Origin of the sequence: Clavibacter tessellarius, assembly GCF_001618005.1 — a bacterium.
GTDB lineage: Bacteria > Actinomycetota > Actinomycetes > Actinomycetales > Microbacteriaceae > Clavibacter > Clavibacter tessellarius_A.
The window spans coordinates 12715-27642 of the sequence record NZ_LQXA01000016.1 but is presented as its reverse complement, the minus strand read 5'-3'; the positions used below and the strand labels follow the sequence as shown (position 1 = coordinate 27642).

Below are 14928 nucleotides of genomic sequence, written 5' to 3'. Positions count from 1 at the left end.
CCCATGAACCGCCGCTCCCGCACCCGCCCGGCGCGCCTCGCCGCGCTCGGGCTCGCCGCCCTCGTCGCGCTCACGGGCTGCACCACCGACGACGGCTCGCCCGTGGACGTGCGCGCGACCGAGCCGCCGTCGCCCTCCCCCACGAGCACGGACGCGGCGAGCGCCGGCGTCGCCCCCTCCGGCACCCCGACGGCGATCACGACGGGCCTCGTGTCGCCGTGGTCGACCGCGGAGCTGCCGTCGGGCGCGCTGCTCGTCAGCGAGCGGGACACGGCCCGGATCGTCGAGGTGCTCGGCGACGGGACCACGCGCACGGCCGGCACGGTCGCGGGCGTGGGTCCGCTCGGCGAGGGCGGGCTGCTCGGGATCGCGGTGCGCGAGGCCGAGGGCGCCACGCAGCTCTACGCGTACCTGACCAGCGCCGTCGACAACCGCATCGTGCGCATGGACGTCACGGGCGAGCCCGGATCGCTCGGGCTCGGGCCGGCCGAGGACGTCGTCACGGGGATCCCGCGCGACGCGAACCACAACGGCGGCCGCATCGCGTTCGGTCCCGACGGCATGCTCTACGCGACCACGGGCGACGCGAACCTCCGCGACGCCGCGCAGGACCCGATCTCGCTCGCCGGCAAGATCCTCCGCCTCACGCCCGACGGGCAGGGCGCGCCCGACAACCCGACGCCCGGCTCGCCCGTCTACTCGCTCGGGCACCGGAACCCGCAGGGGATCGCGTGGGACGCCGAGGGCAACCTCTGGTCCGCGGAGTTCGGGCAGGACACCTGGGACGAGCTGAACCTCATCCGGCCCGGCGGGAACTACGGCTGGCCGGTCGTGGAGGGCGCGACGGACGACGCCGCGGACGACGGGTACGTCGACCCCGTGCACCAGTGGAGGACCGACGACGCGAGCCCGAGCGGCATCGCGGTCGCGGGCGACACGATCTTCATGGCGGGCCTCGGCGGCCAGCGCCTCTGGGTCATCCGGCCCGGCGCCGTCGTCACCGACCCCATCCCCGACGACCGCGTGACCGAGTTCTACACGCGCGAGTTCGGCCGGATCCGCGACGTGCAGGCCGCACCCGACGGCTCGCTGCGCATGCTCACGAACAACACCGACGGCCGCGGGACGCCGCGCGAGGGCGACGACAAGCTGCTCCGGGTCGAGCTCATGCCGATCCAGGCGGGATAATCTCTTCCTCGTGACAGGCACCGCGATCATCATCGGCTACGACAGGGACACCCTCCGGGAGAAGGTGGACCTGCGGGCGGCCGGCGAGCGCCTGGACGAGCTGGAGAACCTCCGCAGCCTCTCCGCGATCACCGAGAAGGTGGCGCTCCTGCGCATGCTCGGCCGGCTCGACGAGGCGTGGGACATGGCGAACGCCGCGGTCCGCCAGGCGCGCTTCACGGGCGACCGGGAGACGCTGCTCGCCTGCCGCATCCGCCGCGCCCAGGTGCAGCAGTACCAGGGCAAGCTCGACATCGCGCTCCAGGACCTCGGCGGCTGCGTCGACGAGGCCCGCGCGCACGAGTGGTACGCGCTGGAGGCCTTCGCGCTCCAGCACCGCGGCAAGGTGCACTTCGACCGCGGCGACTACCGCCTCGCGCTCAGCGACTTCGAGGACGCGTACACGCTCCGCACCCGCGAGGGCCTGCCCAGCGACCAGCTCGAGAGCTCGGCGCTCGCGATCGACGTCGCCAAGGAGCGCATCGCCGCCCAGCCCGCGTGATGGGCCCCCTCCTCCCCCGGCCGACGGCGGCCGGCCGTGGCTGATCTCGCCCGCGTGCGCATCTGGGCCGAGGCCCTGATCGCGCTGCACCTCGACCCCTCCTGGTCCTTCGCGTTCGACCACGCCCGCACGCGGGCCGGCGCCTGCCACTACGGCGACAAGCGCATCACGGTGTCGCGGCACCTCGCGGGGCGCTTCGAGGACGACGAGATCCACCAGGTGCTGCTGCACGAGGTCGCGCACGCGCTGGCCGGATCCCGCGCCGGGCATGGCCCGAGGTGGAAGAAGGTGGCCGCCGAGCTCGGCTACGAGGGATCGCGGCTGCACTCGGGCGCCGTCGCCGAGGAGCTCGCGCCGTGGGTGGGCGCGTGCCCGGCCGGCCACGCGCACTTCCGCTACCGGAAGCCGACCCGGCCGCTCGCCTGCGGGCTGTGCTCGAAGCGCTTCGACCGGGCGCACCTCATCGCGTGGACCAAGCGCGAGGTGCCGTCGGGGTCCTCGGCGGCCTCCGCGCACCGCGAGGGCGCCGCGTGAGCCGGGCGCCCGGATCCGAGCGGCCGACCGGGCAGTGGATCGACGACCCGGACGGCCTGCGCTGGTTCCTCGACACGGGCGCCGTGAGCCTCGACCTCGCCTACACGGGGGCGCTCGGGGATCCGGAGCCGCGCGAGACGCTGCCCGACGCGGCCGCGCTCGGCGCCTGGCTGAGCGAGCACCTGGCGCCCGTCTCGGAGCCGGGCGAGCGCGACCTCGCGGACGCGCGCACCCTCCGGCAGGCGATCGGCGACATCGCGGCGGCCCTCGCCGACGGCCGGGAGCCCGCGCCGCGCGATGTCGACGTGCTCAACCTGTACGCGGCGACGCCCGACCTCCCGCCGGCGCTCGGCGGCGGATCCCGCCAGGCCGGCCGGGCGCTCGCCCGACCCGCGCAGGCGCTCGCGTCCGCCGCGCGCGACGCGGTGGCGGTGTTCGGGGCGGGATCCGAGCGCATCCACCGCTGCTCGGCCGACGACTGCACGGTGCTCTACCTCGACACGACCCGTTCGGGCACCCGCCGCTGGTGCTCGATGCGGCGCTGCGGCAACCGCGCGAAGGTGCGCGCCCACCGCGCGCGGCAGCTGCGGGAGCGGCGGACGGGGATCCCGGCCCGCGTGGCGCCCCTGCGGACCGCGACCCCCGCCGCGCCCGTGCCCGTCCGCGGACGCGACGACGGCCCGGGAGCCGGAGCCCCCGAGCCGTCGTGACCGATCCGCGTCACTCGCCGACGCGGACCTCCTTCCAGAACGCGAGGTAGCCGCTGTAGTCGCGGCCCACGCGGTCGAACGAGGAGGGGATGGGCGTCGGGTACGACCAGGCGCGGTCCTGCAGGACGGTGTCGCCGTCCTTCACGGAGTAGTACTGCGTGTCGCCCTTCCACGGGCAGTGGTACGGGGTGGCGGTCTCCGCGAGGAGCGACATGTCGACGCTCTGGGGCGGGAAGTACCAGTTGCCCTCGATCTCGATGAGGTCGTCCTTGGGAGCCTCGGCGACGGTGACGCCGTTCAGCAGTGCCTTCATGGGGTGCCTTTCCTGACGATGCGTGCGTCGCGCGGGCGGCGGCGCCTGGAACAGGGGAACACGCGCGACCGGGAGCCTGTTCCCGCAGGCGGGGACGGCGTCGCAATCCGGCCAGGGCGGGTCGGGCGTCGCGGCGGCTCGGCGGATCAGGCGTCGCGGTGGGTCAGGCGTCGCGGTGGAGGCGGTGCACGACCACGTCGGCGGGACCCGCGGCGAGCGCCTCGGCGACCGCCCCGTCGTGTCCGGCGGCGTCGAGGCGGCGGGCGGAGACGCTCGCGGTCACGAGGTGCCCGACGGCCGGTCGGAGCTGCTGGTACGCCGCGCACGCGACGGCGGCCTCGGGCGACGTCGCGTCGATCCCGAGGGCGGCGAGCGCGTCGACCACGGCGCCCGCGGCGAGCTGGTCCTCGGCGCAGGCGCGCCAGGACCCGTCGGCCTCCACCGCGCCCGCGGCCACCACGGCCACGTACGCGCGGCGGCCGAGCGCGGTCTGGAGGGCGAGGATCCAGTCGGCGACGGCGGGGGCGTCGGCGAGCCCGGCGCTCACGACGGCCGGGCGCGCGGGCATGGTCGCGAGGACCTCGTCGCGCCGGGCGGCGGTGGGCGGCGGGACGGACGGCAGGGCGTCGACCCAGACGATGACGTCGGCGCCGGTCGCGATGCGGCGGGCGCCGGCCACGCCGCCGTCGAGCCGCACCTGGTAGCGGGCCTGCGTCGACGGGTCCGGGTCCGGGTGCGCGGCGTCAGCGGAGGAGGTCACGATCCGATGCTACGGGCGTCCACGGCCCGGACCCTCCGCGGATGACGCGGCGCGACGGCTCGGGCGCCCCGCGGCGCATGGCCTGCCGGATCACCTCGAAGTCGTCGCGCGTGATCTCGAGCAGCCCCGGCGCGAGCTTCCGGCCCCACTCGAGCGAGTCGCGCGTGAAGTCGAGCACGGGGACGAGCGGGCGGATGGGCGCGTCGACCGCGCCGAGGTCCCACTCCATCCGGCGCCGCCACGGCCGCCACTCGCCGACGCGGCCCTGGTACGGCGCGGCGTCGGCGACCCGGCCGATCGCCGTGAAGGAGCGGAGGAGCTGCCCGTCGGGGTACGACTCGCGCGGTGAGTAGTAGACGAAGCCGTCGGCCTCGCCGAGCCGCTCGACGGGCTCGCGCGCGCCGCGGTTGACCTGCGCGATGCCGAGGTCCAGGCCGTCGAGCACGCGGTCGCGCGAGACGACGCCCACCCAGTACCTGATCATGTCCGTCCCATCCTGTCCCACGGCGGCCGGGCGGCGGGCGCGCCCAGCCGCGCGGAGCACACTGGGGGCATGCGCGTGCTGCTGAAGACCATCCTCGACTGCGATCCCGACGCCGCCTGGCGCGCGCTCCACTCGCCCACCGTGATGCGCGAGGTCGCGGGCCCGCTCGTGGACTTCGTGCCGGTGGAGGACGGCGGCTTCCCCTCGAGCTGGGACGGCCGCGAGCACGTCGCCGCGATGCAGACCGGCCCCTTCACGGCCGGTCGCCAGAGCATCCGCCTGCGCGACATGAAGCCGCGCGTCGAGGGCGTGCGCATCGTGCGCGACGACGGTCACGGGATCTCCGGGCTCATGGCGATCCCCACGAGCATGCGGCACAGCATGGCCGTCTCCGCGGATCCCGCCGGCCCCGACGCCGACGGCCGCGTGAAGACCCTCTTCCGCGACCAGCTCGAGTTCGAGGCCGGGCTCCTCGGCCCGGCCATGTGGCCGACCTTCTGGGCCTTCTGGCAGTGGCGCGCGTTCCGGCTGCGCCAGCTCGCGCCGACGTGGGCGTACGACTGGGAGCCCACGGCGGACGACGCCGGCGCCGACTCATCCGCCGCCTGACGAGCGCCCGACGCGGGCTGTCCTCCGGATGATGTCCGGCACCGCGTCCCCGCGCCCCGCGGCGCCTGACGCGTACGGTGTCCCCATGCCCTCCGCCGAGACCGCCCTCCACGTCGCCGACTGGCGCCGCCGCACGCACGAGATGTACGCGGAGGTGCGCTGGGTCGCGCAGACGGATCCCGCGGCCGCGCACGCGATCTGGCGGCGGACGCGCGACGACCTGTTCCGCAGCCACCCGGCGACGCCGCTCCTCCCCGAGCACCGCGCGGACTTCGACCGTCTCGACGTGGCGGACTACGACCCGGCGTGGCGGTTCGAGCTGGAGATCCACGACGACCGCGGCGAGGAGCGCCACGAGGTCGAGACGGGCACCGACGGCGTCGTCCCGTTCGAGCTGCTCGGATCCGTGCACCTCCCCGCGGCCGACGGACGTGAGGCCGGCACCCTCGACGTCTGGCGCCTCGCCAGCTACGGCGGCGGCCTGCACCTGCCGGTGAAGGACGCCTCGCACCGGCGCGAGGGCGGCACCTACGGGGGCGGCCGGTACCTGCTCGACACGGTGAAGGGATCCGACCTCGGCCCGGGTGCGCCCGGTTCGATCGTGGTCGACCTCAACTTCGCCTACAACCCCTCCTGCGCCTACGACCCCGAGTGGGCCTGCCCCCTCGCGCCCGCCGGGAACGTGCTCGGATTCGAGGTGCCCGTGGGCGAGATGGGCTTCTCCCCGAGCTGACCTGCTACGGTGGGAGGACTTGCGAGCACACCATCGTGCTCCCTGCGTCGAGAGAACGCGTTCCCTCCTCGCCCCGATCAGATCGCCGCACAGGCCGACGGGGTCGAGTGACATCTTTCTTTTGGCGAACGGATGCGCCCATCGGCGCCTTCGCCATCCTCCGCTTCCGTGCGTCATCGCACATCCCGAGAACGCACACCGGGGCGGACCCCTGCCTGGAAGGCAACTCCCCCGCATGTCCACTGACACCTTCGGCGCGCTCGGCGTGCCCGCACCCCTCGTCCAGGCCCTCACGGCGAACGGCATCACGACGCCGTTCCCCATCCAGGTCGACACGCTCCCCGACACCCTGAACGGCCGCGACGTGCTCGGCCGCGGCAAGACGGGCTCCGGCAAGACGCTGGCGTTCGCCATCCCGATGATCGCGCGCCTCGGCGGCGGTCTCGCCGGCGGCCGTCGTCGCCCGGGCCGCCCGCTCGGCCTCATCCTCGCGCCGACCCGCGAGCTCGCCACGCAGATCACGGCCGCCATGGCGCCGCTCGCGGAGGCGTACAACCTCACCACCACGACGATCTTCGGCGGCGTCTCGCAGCAGCGCCAGGTCGCGGCCCTCAAGGCCGGCGTCGACGTGGTCGTGGCCTGCCCCGGCCGCCTCGAGGACCTCATGAAGCAGGGCTTCGTGAACCTCGACGCCGTGGAGATCACCGTCCTCGACGAGGCCGACCACATGGCCGACCTGGGCTTCCTGCCCGTCGTGACGCGGATCCTCGACAAGACCCCGAACACCGGCCAGCGCATGCTGTTCTCCGCCACGCTCGACAACGGCGTGGACAAGCTCGTGCGCCGCTACCTGCACGACCAGGTGCTGCACTCCGTCGACGAGGCGAACTCGCCCGTCGCGGCCATGACGCACCACGTGTTCGAGGCGACCGACGTCGAGGCCAAGCGCCTCCTCGTGCAGAAGCTCGCGTCCGGCTCCGGCCGCCGCATCCTCTTCATGCGCACGAAGCACCACGCGAAGAAGCTCGCGAAGCAGCTCACCGACGCGGGCATCCCGTCGGTGGACCTGCACGGCAACCTCTCGCAGGTCGCCCGCGACCGCAACCTCGCGGCGTTCTCCGCGGGCGACGTCAAGGTCCTCGTGGCCACCGACGTCGCGGCGCGCGGCGTGCACGTCGACGACATCGAGCTCGTGATCCACGTCGACCCGCCGGCCGAGCACAAGGCGTACCTGCACCGCTCGGGCCGCACGGCGCGCGCGGGCTCCGCGGGCGACGTCGTCACGATCATGCTGCCGGCGCAGCGCAAGGACGTGCAGCTCCTGATGCGCAAGGCCGACATCCACGTCACGCCGCAGCAGGTCACCGAGTCCTCCCCCGCCGTGGCCGAGCTGACGGGCGCCGTCGCGGCGTACGTGAAGCCCGCGCCCCGCGAGACGAAGTCGGTCCGCGAGACCACCCAGCGCCAGTCGCAGGGCGGCCGCGCCAACGGCGCCGGACGCTCGCAGGGCGCCAACGCGCAGCGCAAGCGCGCGGCCCGCGACGGCGCGCCCGTCGGCGGCGGTCGCCGTGAGGGCGCCGCGTCCGGTCGTCGCGACGGCGCCGCCTCGGGCGGACAGCGCGGCGGCGGCACGCCCCGCACCTTCAGCACCTCCTCCGAGGGCTTCGGCGGCGGCTCGTCCGTCGGCACCGCGCGTCCCCGCCAGGACCGCCCCGCGGCCTCCGGCGGCGCCGCGGCCGGCGGTCGTGCGCGCACGCACCGCCGCGTCTCCAGCGGACGCTAGAACCGCGCGGCGTGCAGCGCACGCCGGCATGACGCCGAGGGCCCCCGTCGACGACGGGGGCCCTCCGTCGTCCCCGCGCCGCCGATCCGGGACGGCCCGCACCCGCGCCGACGACGCGTCCGTGCCCCGATCCTCCACAGTCGAGGCACGACCTGGGGACGGTCGCGCGGGATCCCAGGCGCATGCGGCTACGGTGTGCCAATGACTCGCGCCGCCCTCGCCACCCGTGGCCCCTACCGCAAGGGCCTGGAGCGCAGGGAGCTCCTCATCCGCACGGCCATCGAGGTCTTCGCCGAGCAGGGATACCGCGGCAGCTCGCTGCGCGAGATCGCCTCCCGCGCCGAGATCACGCCGGCCGGCCTGCTGCACCACTTCACCGGCAAGGAGGAGCTGCTCCTCGCCGTGCTGGCGCGCCGCGAGGAGCGCCTCGCCGCCGCCATCGAGCTGCACCGCCCGCGCAGCGTCGCGGAGCACGCGGCCGTCGTCATCGCCGACGGCGAGCAGAGCGCGTGCCTCACGCGCGTCATCGCCGTCGTGTCGTCGGAGGCGTCCGCCGCCGGTCACCCGCTGCACCTGCTCTTCCGCGAGCGCCGCGCCCGCGAGCTCGAGCGCATCACGGCCGGCGTCGTCGTCGACCAGGCGCGCGGCCTCATCGATCCCGGGCTCGACCCGGAGGCGGCGGCAGCCGTCGTGCTCTCCGCCATGGACGGGCTGCACGTGCAGCGCTGCTACGGCGTCGGCGCGGGTGCGAGCGAGGCCTTCGAGGACCTGCGCCGCCACTACCTCGAGCCGCCGGCCTTCGCGGAGCGCGCGGCAGCCGTCTGATCCCGGTCGCTCCGCTCCACCCCTCGGCCCGCGCCCTCGGCGCGGGCCGATCGCCGTCCCGGCGGTGCCCGCGCTCGGGGCGTCGACCAGCTAGGGCAGCACGCCCACCGAGGCGAGGGCCGCGCGGAGCAGCGCGCCGCGGCCGCCCTCCATGTCAGCGGAGACGGCGTCGGACGCGGCCTCCTCGGGCGTCATCCACGTGATCTCGAGCGCGTCCTGGCGCGGATCGCACGTGCCGGTCACGGGCACCACGTAGGCGAGCGACACGGCGTGCTGCCGGTCGTCCGTGTACGGGCTCGCACCGGGGAAGGGGAAGTACTCGGCGACCGAGAACGGCGTCGGGTTCGCGGGGAGCTGCGGGAACGCCATCGGCCCGAGGTCCTTCTCGAGGTGGCGGAACAGCGCGTCGCGCAGGGTCTCGCCGTACATGACGCGGCCGGAGACGAGCATCCGGGTCATCTGGCCGGTGACCGTGGCGCGCAGGAGCACGCCGATGTCCTTCACCCGGCCCATGCCGTCGACCCGCACGGGCACGGCCTCCACGTAGAGGAGGGGCAGCCGCTGCCGGATCTGCGCGAGCTCCACGTCCGACAGCCAGCCGGAGTTCGGGTCGGGGATGTTCGGGTCCGGGGTGCGAACGGTCATGGTCCATTGTGACCCACGGCCGGAGCGCGGCGACCACCCGGCGCGCTGGCGGACGGGTGCCGGCGTCCGCGCGCCCGTGCTCGTGGCTGTCGTAGTGGACACCGCCGGCCCGGCGCCGCCCAGGGGCGGATGCGAGGATGGGCGCGCCGGCCGATCCCCGCGTCCGCGCATCCGCCGCCGCCCGGCCCGTCGACGAGGACATCCGTGACCGCTCTCCCGCTGGATCCCGACGCCGTCCTCTGGTCGGCCTCCACCGCCGAGCTCGCCGATCGACCGCTGCTCCTGCTGCTGCACGGCTACGGATCGCACGAGGGCGACCTCTTCGGGCTGTCGCCGTACCTGCCGCTCGGGCCGGTGGTCGCGTCGCTCCGCGCGCCCCTCCCCCTGCAGGGCGGGTTCGCGTGGTTCCCGATCGTGCCCGGATCCACCGGCGACCCGGATCCGGAGGCCGCCGACGCCGCCGCGCAGGGCGTGCTCGACTGGCTCGACGCGCTGCCCGTGCCGCCGCGATCCGTGGGCCTGCTCGGCTTCAGCCAGGGCGGCGCGACCGCGCTCCAGCTGCTGCGGCTCGCGCCCGGACGGTTCTCGTACGCGGTGCAGCTCAGCGGGTTCTCCGTGCGCGGCGAGCACGCGGGCGATGCGGCGCTGGCAGCCGGGCCGACGCCGGTCTTCTGGGGCCGCGGCACGGCCGACCAGGTGATCCCGGACGCGGCCGTCGCCCGCACGAGCGCGTGGATCGGCGCCCACACCGACCTCACCGAGCGCATCTACGAGGACCTCCCGCACTCGGTCTCGGCGCCGGAGCTGCGGGACGTGTCGGCGTTCATCCGGGAGCACGCGGGCTGACGCGGGACCAGGCCGCGCGGCCTTCGTCCGGCGAGAGCCCGGCGAGCATCCGGCCGGGCGCCGATGTCGGTGGTCCGGAGGAGGATGAGCAGATGGATCCCGTCCTCGCGCGCTTCTCCCCGGCCACCCGGGAGTGGTTCCAGGGCGCGTTCCCCGGCCCGACCGCCGCGCAGGTGGGCGCGTGGGAGGCCGTGCAGAAGGGGTCGCACGCGCTCGTCGTGGCGCCCACCGGATCCGGCAAGACGCTCGCGGCGTTCCTGTGGTCCATCGACCGGCTGGCCTCGCGGCCCGCGCCGGAGGATCCGATGCGCCGCACGCGCGTCCTCTACATCTCGCCGCTCAAGGCGCTCGCGGTCGACGTGGAGCGCAACCTCCGCTCGCCGCTCGTGGGCATCGTGCAGACCGCGAAGCGGCTGGGCGCCGAGCCGCCCGAGGTCACGGTGGGCGTGCGCTCCGGCGACACCCCGGCCGGCGACCGGCGCGTGCTCGCGAAGACGCCGCCGGACATCCTCATCACCACGCCCGAGTCGCTGTTCCTCATGCTCACCTCGGCCGCGCGCGAGACGCTCGCGGGGGTCGAGACGGTCATCGTCGACGAGGTGCATGCGGTCGCGGCCACCAAGCGCGGCAGCCACCTCGCGCTCTCGCTCGAGCGGCTCGACGCGCTGCTCGAGAAGCCCGCCCAGCGGATCGGGCTGTCAGCCACCGTGCGGCCGCCCGAGGAGGTGGCGCGGTTCCTCGGCGGGCGCTCGCCCGTGTCGATCGTGTCGCCGAAGAACACCAAGGAGTTCGACCTCCGGGTCATCGTGCCGGTCGACGACATGACGGAGCTCGGCACCACGGCGCCGCTCGAGGGGTCGGCGGCGCAGGGCGATCAGCCGCAGCAGGGGTCCATCTGGCCGCACGTGGAGGAGGGCATCGTCGACCTCGTGCTCCAGCACACGTCGTCCATCGTCTTCACGAACAGCAGGCGGCTGGCGGAGCGGCTCACGGCGCGGCTCAACGAGATCTACACCGGGCGCATCGAGGAGGGGCGGATCGACGCGGAGGGGCGGGTGATCGCGTCCGGCTCGGCGGAGGCCACCGCGGATGCCGTGCCCGTGCTCGCGGGGGCCGCGGCGCTCACGTCCGCGACGTCGACGTCGTCGGGCGGCGGCGCGGACGCCACCGCGTTCTCCGCCACACGCCGCACGGCCGCGCGCCCGCCCGCCGAGGTCATGGCGCAGGCGGGGAGCACGGAGGGCGCGGATCCGGTGCTCGCCAAGGCGCACCACGGATCCGTCTCCAAGGAGCAGCGCGCCCTCATCGAGGACGACCTGAAGTCGGGGCGCCTGCGCTGCGTGGTCGCCACCTCGAGCCTCGAGCTCGGCATCGACATGGGCGACGTCGACCTGGTCGTGCAGGTCGAGGCGCCGCCGTCGGTCGCGAGCGGCCTGCAGCGCGTCGGCCGCGCCGGGCACCAGGTGGGGGAGGTCTCGCGCGGCGTCATCTTCCCCAAGCACCGGGCCGACCTCATCCACTCGGCCGTCGCCGCCGAGCGCATGGCGAGCGGGCAGATCGAGTCGTTGCGGGTGCCCGCGAACCCGCTCGACGTGCTCGCGCAGCAGACCGTCGCGGCCGTCGCGCTCGAGTCCGTGGGCGTCGAGGAGTGGTTCGACATCGTGCGGCGGAGCGCGCCGTTCGCGACCCTGCCGCGCTCCGCGTACGAGGCCACGCTCGACCTGCTGAGCGGCCGCTACCCGTCCGACGAGTTCGCGGAGCTGCGACCGCGCATCGTGTGGGACCGCGACGAGGGCACCATCGAGGGGCGGCCGGGCGCGCAGCGGCTCGCGGTCACCTCCGGCGGCACCATCCCCGACCGCGGCCTGTTCGGCGTGTTCATGGTGGGCGAGAAGGCGTCGCGCGTGGGCGAGCTCGACGAGGAGATGGTCTACGAGTCGCGCGTCGGCGACGTGTTCGCGCTGGGGGCCACGAGCTGGCGGATCCAGGAGATCACGCACGACCGCGTGCTCGTGACGCCCGCGTTCGGCGAACCCGGCAAGCTCCCGTTCTGGAAGGGCGACGGACTCGGCCGGCCGCTCGAGCTCGGCCGCGCCATCGGGGCGTTCGTGCGCGAGCTGTCCGGATCCGCGGTGGACGACGCCCGGGCGCGCGCCGGCCGCGTGGGCCTCGACGACCGGGCCGTGAACAACCTCCTCGCGTTCCTCGACGACCAGAAGAAGGCCACCGGCCACGTGCCGAACGACCGCACCCTCGTGGTCGAGCGCTTCCGCGACGAGCTGGGCGACTGGCGCGTGGTGCTGCACTCCCCCTACGGGATGCAGGTGCACGCGCCGTGGGCGCTCGCGGTCGGGGCGCGGGTCACCGAGCTGTACGGCATCGACGGCGCCACCATGGCCAACGACGACGGCATCGTCGTGCGCATCCCCGAGACCGACGGCGAGCCGCCGGGGGCCGACCTGTTCGTGTTCGAGCCGGACGAGCTCGACGCCATCGTCACGCGCGAGGTGGGCGGATCGGCCCTCTTCGCGTCGCGCTTCCGGGAGTGCGCCGCCCGCGCGCTGCTGCTTCCGCGCTACAACCCCGGCCGCCGGTCGCCGCTGTGGCAGCAGCGCCAGCGCGCGTCGCAGCTGCTCGACGTGGCGCGGAAGTTCCCCGCATTCCCGATCGTGCTCGAGACCGTGCGCGAGGTGCTGCAGGACGTCTACGACCTGCCCGCGCTCACGTCGCTCGCGAAGGACATCGAGGCCCGGCGCATCAAGATCGTCGAGACCACCACGGAGGACGCGTCGCCGTTCGCGCGCAGCCTCCTGTTCAGCTACGTCGGCGCCTTCATGTACGAGGGCGACAGCCCGCTCGCCGAGCGCCGGGCCGCCGCGCTCTCGCTCGACGCCGGGCTGCTCTCGGAGCTCCTGGGCCGGGCGGAGCTGCGCGAGCTGCTCGATCCGGCGGTCATCGCGCGCACCGAGCTGGAGCTGCAGCGGCTCGCGCCCGACCGGCGCGCGAAGGGGCTCGAGGGCGTGGCCGACCTGCTGCGGATCCTCGGGCCGCTCGACGCCGAGGAGGTCGCGGCGCGCCTGGAGCCCGAGGAGGCCGGATCCGCCGCCGACCACCTCGCCGCGCTCGTCGCCGGCAAGCGCGCGCTCCGCGTGTCGTTCGGAGGGCAGCCGCGCGTCGCCGCCATCGAGGACGCGAGCCGCCTCCGCGACGCCCTCGGGGTGCCGCTCCCCATCGGCACGCCGCTCGCGTTCGTCGAGCCCGTGGCCGATCCGCTGGGCGACCTCGTCGGCCGGTACGCGCGCACGCACGGCCCGTTCACCATCGCGGACGCGGCCACCGGCATCGGCCTCGGATCCGCCGTCATCGCCGACACGCTCGCCCGGCTCGGCGCTCAGCGGCGCGTGGTCGAGGGCGAGTTCCGGCCGGGCGCCTCCGGCAGCGAGTGGTGCGACGTCGAGGTGCTGCGTCGCCTCCGCAGCCGGTCGCTCGCAGCGCTCCGCAGCGAGGTCGAGCCGGTCGAACGGGCCGCGTACGCCAGGTTCCTCCCGGCGTGGCAGCACGTGGCGGGAGCGGATCGCGAACGCGGGCTCCGCGGTGTCGACGGCGTCCTGCAGGTCATCGAGCAGCTCGCGGGCGCGCCCGTACCCGCCTCCGCGTGGGAGACGCTCGTGCTGCCCGCCCGGGTGCGCGACTACAGCCCTGCGTTCCTCGACGAGCTCACGTCCACGGGCGAGGTCATCTGGTCGGGCGCCGGCACGCTCGCGGGCGCCGACGGCTGGGTCAGCCTGCACCTCGCCGACCAGGTGGCGCTGACGCTCCCCGAGCCCGACGCGCACGACACCGACGAGCTGCAGCGCGAGATCCTCACCACGCTCGGCACGGGCGGCGGCTACTTCTTCCGGCAGCTGAGCGACGCCGTCGGATCCACGGACGACAAGGCGCTCGTCACCGCGCTGTGGGACCTCGTGTGGGCGGGCCTCGTCACGAACGACACGCTGTCGCCGCTGCGGGCGCTGCTCGCGGGCGGATCCACCGTGCACAATACGCCGCAGCGGGCGCCGCGCGGGCGCATGTACCGCGGCGGGCGGATGCCGCGGCCCGACATGCCCACGCGCACCGGGCCGCCGACGGCGGCCGGGCGCTGGTCGATCGTGCCGCTCGCCGAGACCGACGCCACCGTGCGCGCCGCGGGCACGGCCGAGCTGCTGCTGGAGCGGTACGGGGTGGTCACGCGCGGGTCCGTCATGACCGAGCGCGTGCCCGGCGGCTTCGCGCTCACGTACAAGGTGCTCGCGGGCTTCGAGGACACGGGTCGTGCGCGCCGCGGGTACTTCATCGAGACGCTGGGCGCGGCGCAGTTCTCCACCGGCGGCACGGTCGACCGGCTGCGCGGGTTCACGCGGGATCCGGATGCGGGCGAGCGGCCGCTGAACGCGCTGACGCTCGCGGCCACGGATCCGGCCAACGCGTACGGGGCGGCGCTGCCGTGGCCGCGGCTCGACGGGTCGTCGGCCGAGGGGCACGACGGCGCGGGCGCGAGCCCGGACGCCGAGGCAGAGGCAGGCGGCGCGAGCGGCAGCGGCAGCGGCAGCGGCAGCGGCAGCACCGTCGCGCTCGCCGGCAGCGTCGACGCGCGGGGCGAGCGGCCCACCGGCCACCGCGCCGGCCGGAAGGCGGGCGCGCTCGTGGTGCTGGTCGACGGCGAGCTCGTGCTCTACGTGGAGCGCGGCGGCAAGACCGTGCTGCAGTTCGACGACGACGAGGCGGTCCTGCGCGCGGCGGCCGAGTCGCTCGGCGGGATCGTGCGGCGCGGCGGGGTCGCGAAGCTCGCGATCGAGAGGGTCAACGGCGCGTTCATCCTGGGCACGCCGCTCGGGGCGGCGCTGCAGGAGCACGGCTTCTCGGCGACGCCGCGCGGGCTGCGGATGCGGTCGTGAGCGGGCGCGGGCGCGGGCGC

The 14928-nt window shown here is 75.2% G+C and carries 14 protein-coding genes; 10 read left to right on the top strand and 4 right to left on the bottom strand.

Going from position 1 to position 14928, the window contains the following annotated elements; translation table 11 throughout:
• The first annotated feature begins 3 nt into the window (after nt 1-3).
• From AWH51_RS03640 to AWH51_RS03625, 4 genes are read left to right on the top strand one after another with little or no spacing between them, the layout of a single operon-like run.
• On the top strand, nt 4-1188 hold the full coding sequence (locus AWH51_RS03640; protein WP_063070774.1) for a PQQ-dependent sugar dehydrogenase: 1185 nt from the start codon (nt 4-6) through the stop codon (nt 1186-1188).
• Between the two features lie 10 nt (nt 1189-1198).
• Nucleotides 1199-1729 carry a hypothetical protein gene (locus AWH51_RS03635; RefSeq protein ID WP_063070773.1) on the top strand — a complete coding sequence of 177 codons (531 nt, stop codon included), beginning with the start codon at nt 1199-1201 and terminating at the stop codon, nt 1727-1729.
• Nucleotides 1730-1765: 36 nt separating this feature from the next.
• The gene (locus AWH51_RS03630) at nt 1766-2263 is read left to right on the top strand and encodes a SprT-like domain-containing protein (protein WP_063070772.1); all 498 of its coding nucleotides are present in this window, start codon (nt 1766-1768) and stop codon (nt 2261-2263) included.
• On the top strand, nt 2260-2973 hold the full coding sequence (locus AWH51_RS03625) for a CGNR zinc finger domain-containing protein (protein ID WP_063070771.1): 714 nt from the start codon (nt 2260-2262) through the stop codon (nt 2971-2973). Before AWH51_RS03630 ends, AWH51_RS03625 begins: the two co-directional genes overlap by 4 nt.
• Nucleotides 2974-2983: 10 nt before the next feature.
• Here the strand turns inward: AWH51_RS03625 and AWH51_RS03620 are convergent, their stop codons facing one another.
• The 3 genes from AWH51_RS03620 to AWH51_RS03610 all read right to left on the bottom strand — a co-directional run bounded on the left by AWH51_RS03620 (nt 2984) and on the right by AWH51_RS03610 (nt 4530).
• Nucleotides 2984-3286, bottom strand: coding sequence for a DUF427 domain-containing protein (locus tag AWH51_RS03620; RefSeq protein ID WP_063070770.1), 303 nt, complete (start codon nt 3284-3286; stop codon nt 2984-2986).
• 163 nt (nt 3287-3449) lie between these two features.
• Nucleotides 3450-4046, bottom strand: a complete 597-nt coding sequence (locus AWH51_RS03615; protein WP_063070769.1) for a 2-phosphosulfolactate phosphatase — start codon at nt 4044-4046, stop codon at nt 3450-3452.
• Complete coding sequence (locus AWH51_RS03610; RefSeq protein WP_063070768.1) at nt 4030-4530, bottom strand: EVE domain-containing protein; 501 nt, start codon at nt 4528-4530, stop codon at nt 4030-4032. The genes AWH51_RS03615 and AWH51_RS03610 overlap by 17 nt, the downstream gene beginning before the upstream one ends.
• Nucleotides 4531-4599: 69 nt before the next feature.
• Here AWH51_RS03610 and AWH51_RS03605 point away from each other — a divergent pair, with 69 nt between their 5' ends.
• The 4 genes from AWH51_RS03605 (at nt 4600) to AWH51_RS03590 (ending at nt 8480) form a co-directional block, all read left to right on the top strand.
• Entirely contained in the window at nt 4600-5139 is a 540-nt protein-coding gene (locus AWH51_RS03605) for a hypothetical protein (RefSeq protein WP_063070767.1), read from the top strand.
• An 85-nt stretch (nt 5140-5224) separates the two neighbouring features.
• A complete protein-coding gene (locus tag AWH51_RS03600) occupies nt 5225-5872 on the top strand; it encodes a DUF1684 domain-containing protein (RefSeq protein WP_063070775.1) in 648 nt (215 codons plus the stop codon).
• 235 nt (nt 5873-6107) lie between these two features.
• Nucleotides 6108-7655, top strand: a complete 1548-nt coding sequence (locus AWH51_RS03595) for a DEAD/DEAH box helicase (protein ID WP_063070766.1) — start codon at nt 6108-6110, stop codon at nt 7653-7655.
• A 201-nt stretch (nt 7656-7856) separates the two neighbouring features.
• On the top strand, nt 7857-8480 hold the full coding sequence (locus AWH51_RS03590; RefSeq protein ID WP_063070765.1) for a TetR/AcrR family transcriptional regulator: 624 nt from the start codon (nt 7857-7859) through the stop codon (nt 8478-8480).
• 90 nt (nt 8481-8570) lie between these two features.
• Here AWH51_RS03590 and AWH51_RS03585 read toward each other — a convergent pair whose 3' ends face one another.
• Nucleotides 8571-9125, bottom strand: coding sequence for an NUDIX hydrolase family protein (locus AWH51_RS03585; RefSeq protein WP_043668722.1), 555 nt, complete (start codon nt 9123-9125; stop codon nt 8571-8573).
• Nucleotides 9126-9329: 204 nt separating this feature from the next.
• Here AWH51_RS03585 and AWH51_RS03580 point away from each other — a divergent pair, with 204 nt between their 5' ends.
• Together AWH51_RS03580 and AWH51_RS03575 are read left to right on the top strand one after the other, a co-directional pair.
• Nucleotides 9330-9971, top strand: a complete 642-nt coding sequence (locus AWH51_RS03580) for an alpha/beta hydrolase (RefSeq protein ID WP_063070764.1) — start codon at nt 9330-9332, stop codon at nt 9969-9971.
• Nucleotides 9972-10063: 92 nt separating this feature from the next.
• A complete protein-coding gene (locus tag AWH51_RS03575) occupies nt 10064-14908 on the top strand; it encodes a DNA glycosylase AlkZ-like family protein (protein WP_063070763.1) in 4845 nt (1614 codons plus the stop codon).
• The last annotated feature ends 20 nt before the right edge of the window (nt 14909-14928 follow it).